Source organism: Streptomyces sp. UNOC14_S4, assembly GCF_020740835.1.
Classification (GTDB): Bacteria; Actinomycetota; Actinomycetes; order Streptomycetales; family Streptomycetaceae; genus Streptomyces.
This window is the reverse complement of the sequence record NZ_JAINFC010000465.1, coordinates 1-5,976: the sequence shown is the minus strand read 5'-3', so window position 1 is coordinate 5,976 and position 5,976 is coordinate 1. Positions and strand designations below refer to the sequence as shown.

7 protein-coding genes are annotated in these 5,976 nt (G+C 70.8%); all 7 read left to right on the top strand.

Annotation, left to right across the window (positions count from 1 at the left end; translation table 11 throughout):
- A partial coding sequence (locus K6I34_RS29665; protein ID WP_229330587.1) for a DUF3631 domain-containing protein occupies nucleotides 1-641 on the top strand: 641 nt, incomplete at its 5' end.
- Nucleotides 638-1,327: a hypothetical protein gene (locus tag K6I34_RS29660; protein ID WP_229330585.1), complete on the top strand. Its 690-nt coding sequence runs from the start codon at nucleotides 638-640 to the stop codon at nucleotides 1,325-1,327. The genes K6I34_RS29665 and K6I34_RS29660, both read left to right, overlap by 4 nt.
- Before the next feature lie 48 nt (nucleotides 1,328-1,375).
- Nucleotides 1,376-2,170, top strand: a complete 795-nt coding sequence (locus K6I34_RS29655) for a hypothetical protein (RefSeq protein ID WP_229330583.1) — start codon at nucleotides 1,376-1,378, stop codon at nucleotides 2,168-2,170.
- A 138-nt stretch (nucleotides 2,171-2,308) separates the two neighbouring features.
- Nucleotides 2,309-2,800, top strand: a complete 492-nt coding sequence (locus tag K6I34_RS29650) for a hypothetical protein (RefSeq protein ID WP_229330581.1) — start codon at nucleotides 2,309-2,311, stop codon at nucleotides 2,798-2,800.
- A gap of 39 nt (nucleotides 2,801-2,839) precedes the next feature.
- Nucleotides 2,840-3,262 (top strand): hypothetical protein, encoded by a 423-nt coding sequence (locus K6I34_RS29645; protein ID WP_229330579.1) that lies wholly within the window; start codon nucleotides 2,840-2,842, stop codon nucleotides 3,260-3,262.
- An 87-nt stretch (nucleotides 3,263-3,349) separates the two neighbouring features.
- The gene (locus tag K6I34_RS29640) at nucleotides 3,350-4,222 is read left to right on the top strand and encodes a helix-turn-helix domain-containing protein (RefSeq protein WP_229330577.1); all 873 of its coding nucleotides are present in this window, start codon (nucleotides 3,350-3,352) and stop codon (nucleotides 4,220-4,222) included.
- A 240-nt stretch (nucleotides 4,223-4,462) separates the two neighbouring features.
- Nucleotides 4,463-5,976: collagen binding domain-containing protein (locus tag K6I34_RS29635; protein ID WP_229330575.1), on the top strand; the 1,514-nt coding region annotated here is incomplete at its 3' end.

The window sequence follows — 5,976 nt, the reverse complement described above, 5'->3', positions numbered from 1 at the left end:
CCGCTCGCCCAGAAAGGCCCTTCCCGATGACGCCCTTCCTCGCTGACCTCCTGATAGACGCCTCCTGCTGCGCGCAGCATCGCCTCGACGGGGCCGGCGCACGCCTGCCGTACCCGGCGCTCACCCCGGCCCTCCACGCCGACGAAGCCCGGCAGGAAGAGAACCGCACCCGGTGCCGGCAGAAGGCACTCGAGCTGCTGGAGCGCGCGGAAGAGCTCGTCCACCTGCTCAGCGCCACACCGCGCCGCAGCGCAGCCCCCAGGGCATCTGCTGCGCACCCGCCCGCAGGCCGGCACGCACATCACGCGGTGGAACACAGCCAGGGCGATACGGGAATCCTTCGGGCTTGCCGTGAGGTGTTCGCCGCCCACGGAGACCCTGGAGCCCTGCCCACGACGGACATCGTGGAGGCCCTGCGCTCGACAAAGGGGCCTGCCTTGGGCACCTGGCAGTGCGAAGACCTCACCCCCCGACGCCTGGCCATCCTGCTGTCCCCCTACAGCATCCGCTGGCACAATATCCGCCTGCCCGACGGCACCCAGCGCAAGGGCTACCGGCGCTCCGAGTTCACCGCCGCGCTGCGCCGACACCGCCCGGACCTGCCAGGCAATCCCGCCCGCCATGACGAGCGCGCCGCGTGAGCACCACGAGAACTCCCCCGAAGACGCTGACGTCCCTCGACGCACGGGTGGAGAGCGCAACGGGCTGGAGCATCGACGCACTGTGGGCGACCGGCGTCCATGCCGAGGAGGGGCTCGCGGATGTGGTGGCCGCGCACCGCGCGCTGGCGGACGCGGAGCGGGGTGTCACCTTCTACCGCACCCTGCTCCACCGCCTCTCCAACGGCGAGTTCGAGGTCGAAAACGCCCTCTTCCAACGCATCGACCGCACCGTCGCCCAGCTGCAGGACGCCGCCGCCCAGCGTGACGAGCGCGCCGCCGAACTGCTGCGCACGCTCAAGCCCTTCGAAGAACGCAACCGATCCCGCCTGGCACCTACCGGGGCTGATCTTCTCCATGCCGATTACGCCGCGTTGGTGGCCATCGCCCCCGGCGGCGCGGTACTGCGCGAGCACCTGCTCACCCACCGCATGTCCGTCACCACCCCCTCCGGCAACCGCATCACCTGGCCCGCCTTCCAACGGCTCGAAACCCAGGGCCTGGTGAACCGGGACACCACACGGCCTCTGCACACGGGGCAGCCCATCACGCTGACCGATGCCGGCCGCGTCTGCCTGACCCGAACCCGCCAGACCACGCCCGCGGTGCAGACCGTCCCGACCACCGCGCCCGTGGCTGCGCAGACGGTCCGGCTCCGCCGACGCTGACGATGCCACGGTTCCTCGCCGCGGATGACACCTGATCGAAGAAAACCGTTGACCCATCCCGAACATGACCTGCCCGACCTGTCCGCCCTGGACTTCCGTCTCGAGGGATACACCCTGGCTGACGGGAGTGATGAGTACCTCTTCCACGCTCTGACCACGAACCACGACTGCCTGGCTCCGCTGGTCACCCACCACACCGACGACGGCCGGAACAGTTACCTCGTCCTGCTTGACACAGCGGCCACCTGGGACATCCCCGGGAGCCCGCAGCTGCTGGCCATGACGCTGACCCGGGACCCGGACAAGTGGACCTTCCGCTTCGACGCCGAGCGCCATCCTCTGATCTCCCTGGCCCAGCGGTGGCTGATCGTCCGAGGGGCGGCACCGGACGCCGTCCGGGTGCCGCCGGAGCGCACGGGAGCACGGCCGGCCGATGCGCTCACCACCGTGCTGGAAGAGCAGCTGATGACCTCCGGTACCCGGTACGACGTCGTCGAGCACTACACCGACGACTGTGCCGAGTACGAGACGTCCGTGCTGGCCCTCGACACCGACCCCACCAGCGCCGACAAGCCGTACCGCCTCTTTCTCGAAACGTGGTCACCCGACAGCCCGACCTACACCCTGCGCGAAGGAGCCTTCCGCAACGCCGAAGCAGCGTGGGAGTGGATGGAGAGCCGCGAGGGACCCCTTCCGGCGCCGCGCACCTCTATCCCCGGCGTGCTCGCCACGTCCAGGGCCGGGGCCGCCCGCACCACCACCCGCAGATCGCCCCAGCCACCCCCGGCGGCCCTCCCGCCTGCCAAGCCGCCGACACCTCCGTCGCCAGGGCTCCGGCGCTGACCGGGTGGGTCTGCCCACAGCCGCCCCAGCCGGGCGGTGGCGGGTGCCTGCTTATAGCGCGCGATCACCGGTTATCCAAACCGGCCGTCATCCAGACCCTGGAAGCACTACATCCGTATTCGCCCAGGGAGTTGATTGATGAGTGACGACGAGGTGCTGGCACTGTTCGGCGCACGGATCGAGCAGTCCCTCGGCCGCACCCTCACCGACCTCCAGCAGCACATCGCGACCACACCGCACCCGGACGCGGGCCTCGCGGGGATCGTGGAGGCGTACGCCCGGCTCTCCGAATTGCAGCAGACGCTGGAAGGCCACCACGACGTACTGCTCGAACGACTCGGCGCCGCGGAAGACGGCCTGAGTGAACCCGACGGATGGCCACTGCTCGAAGCCGCGGGCGCGGTCACCGAGGCGCTGGCCGCCCGTGACGCCCAGGCCACGGCCCTGCTCCGCCTCGTCGACCGCCACGCCTCCCTTCCCATGACCGGCCCGGTGGCGGCGCAAGCCCGACGGGCGGCCGCAGCCACCGCCCACTCCCCGAACTACCCGCTCGCGACAGCGCCAGTACCGGCCGCGAGCACCACACCGCCAACCGCCACCCACACCGAGGCGCCGGCCCGCCGCCGGTGAACCACCCTTTTCCACCCTGTCGTTGATGTTGAGGTTTGTGTGAGCGTTGCTCTGCGCCCGTCCAGCAAGGACGGCGTCATCGAGGCCGCCTTCGGCCACAGCGTCGAGGAACTGCACCAGTTGCAGGCCACCGCGTCGGTCTCGCCGGCCGTGCAGCGCATGCTCGAGCTGCGGAGATTTCTCACCGTCGCCGAAGACCACCTGGACGAGGTCCGCGACCGCCTCCACACGGCCACCGCCCCCGGCCAGGAACCGGCAGCCGAGGACCTGGCCGTCGACATCCAGTGGCTGGCGACAGCCACCACGGCCAAAGCCCAGTACGTCCAGGCCATCGACGAGCTGCTGCGCACCATGCCCACCAGCTCCTCCCGGCCTGCAGCTGCCCGCCCAGTGGCCACGGCCCTGCCGGTGCCGCCAGCGGCAACGGCCTCCACCACGCCCGCCATACGTCGCAATCGCTGACGCGCCGGCGCCCGGTACTCAGCCCTCTTCCCGAGCATCGTGCGCAACGCTGCCCGTACTCGCTGACCTTCTGCAAGGAGCCCTTCGGTGACCGCCACCACCTTCACGTCCCCGACCTCCCGCATCAACGATCTGCAGCGCGTCGAGGAGTCCCTGGCGATGATCGCCCCGCGCTGGAGCGTGTGGACGCTGCAAACCCTCCAGCAAACCGGCCGCCTGCGCTACCACGAGGTGCGCGAGAAGCTGCCCTGGCTCAAAGATCCCGCAATCTCCCAGCGACTGGCGGCCCTGGCCGACCACGGACTCGTCCACCGCACCGCCACCGACGGATGCCCGGTCTACTACGCCCTCACCGACCGAGGACGCGAACTCGCCCCCGCCCAGGATGCACTGGCCGCCTGGGCCAGCGCATACCTGGAGGGCACCGGCCCCACCGCCCGCGCCGAGCAGGTCGAGGACGCCCTCAAGCTCATCACCCCGCGCCACGCCACCGCCGTCCTGTGGGCACTGCGGACCAACGGCCCGATGCGCAGCGGCGAGCTGGCCCGCGAAGTAGCCCCCGGCCTGTCCCCGATGGTGATCACCTCCCGGCTGCGACAGCTGGGCGCCGACGGTCTCGTCGAGCGCGTCACCGACAACCACCGCTCGCCCTACCAACTCACCGCCGCCGCCCGCGCCCTGGGCCCGACCTACACCGCGCTCTCGGCGTGGGCCGCAGGCAAGCCGCCCACCACAGCACACCACCCCCTATGGGCACCCGCCCAGGCCGCCGACCGTGCGCAGGACGGGCCGGTGCGCCGGCCAGTGGCCGCGGCCGCCGTCGCCACCAGCCCCCGCACCACCCCGGCCATCACCGCACAGCGCACACCGCCCTCGTGGCGGCACGCCGACCTGTTCTCCCACGCCACCCGCCACCAGCCCATCGCCCCGGGCCCGACGACGAGCGGACGGTCACGATGACGAACGCCACGCCCCGCATACCGGTTGCCGAGCTTCAGCCGGAACCGATGGCCCTCACGTCCTTCGCACCCGGCCCGGGATACACCACAACGCTCGCCGTCGCGCACCGTAGCCGCACCTCCTGACAGCCCTTTCCTTCCGCCGTCCTTCCGCCTCGAGCCCCGCTGGGCGCGGGGTTCACCACACGGTCCCCGCTGCGCGGGGCCGGTACCTACCGCATCGCAGGAGCATCACCACCCCATGCGCACCCGCACCACCCCTCGCACCGTCCGGCTGCTGTCGACCGTCGTCGCCGCCGGCGTGGCCGGCACGCTCGCCTGGATGCCGACCGCCCAGGCCGCCGACGCCAAGCCGCTTGACTTCGGGCCCGGTTACACGATCCCGGACTCCGACAGCAACGCCGCCACCTCCCACATCGGCGCCTACGGACCGCCCGGCATCAAGGTCTGGGGCGACAGCGAGACCTACTGCGCCGACCCCGAGCGCAAGGGCCCACAGGCCGCCGGCGGCTACACCGGCCCGAAGACCGTCACCCACTGGACGTCCTCCGAGACCGGCCAGGCGGTCCCCGACTCCCACGTCGCCTACGCCTCCTACGTGATCGGCAAGTACGGCCAGACACAGTCCAACGAGCAGGCCGCCGCCGTCGACGCCGCGACGTACGAGTTCCTGGCCGGCGGGAAGTACGCCCTCAACGGATCCCGCGGCAAGCAGCGCCTGGGTTACCCGAACGTGTCGCCGACGGCCCGCACGCTGGCCGAGGGCTACATCGCCGAAGCGAAAAAGTACGCCGGCCCCTACACCCTGCACATCAAGCCGAGCGTCGAGACCACCACCGCGGGCAAGAAGGTCTCGGTGGCCGTCGAGGTCACCGCCTCCCTGTCCGGTGCCAAGGTCCCCGGCATCAAGATCGACCTGTCCGAGACCGGCTCCGGCACCGCCCGCGGCATCGTCACCACCGGCAAGGACGGAACCGCCAGCTGGCAGTTCACCACCGGCACGGCCGGTGAAGCCACGGTGAAGGCGACGGCAAGCGGGCTTCCGGGCTCACAGCTGAAGGTCCTCGAACCGCGCGACGCCTCGGCCCAGCGCATGCTGCTGGCCGGCGACACCACCGCCGCCGAAGGCACCACGAAGGTCAAGGTCACCCCCGCCACGGGCGGCGTCGAGATCCACAAGACCGACCCGGGCAAGGACATGATGGCCGGCGCCGGCTTCCAGCTCATCGACCCGGCCACCGGAAAGACCGTCGCCGAAGGCAAGACGAACGCGGACGGTATCCTCGCCTTCGAGAACCTCGCACCGGGCACGTACCGCCTGCACGAGACCGACAGCGGCGACACGATCCACGCCCTGGTGCCCGACCAGGACATCGTCATCACCGAGGGCCAGTCCGCCAAGGCCCATCCGATCACCGTCGTCGACCCGTTCAAGGACGCCGACCTCCTGGTGAAGAAGATCGACAAGTCGACCGGCAAGGCACTCACGGGCGCGGTCATCGAGATCGACTCCGACACCGTCGACGCCGCGGGCAAGCACCAGCCGGGCAAGAAGGTTGCGGAGCTGACCACCGGCGTGGACGGCACCGCGAAGCTCAAGCTCGGCGTCGACCTCAAGGCGGGCACCCGCTACTGGGCCAAGGAGACCAAGGCGCCCGAGCGCTACCAGCTGAACAAGGCTCCGTCGCCGTTCACGGCAAAGCCGGGGGAGCAGGTAGCCGTCACGGTGGAGAACACCCCCGTCCCGCCCACCAC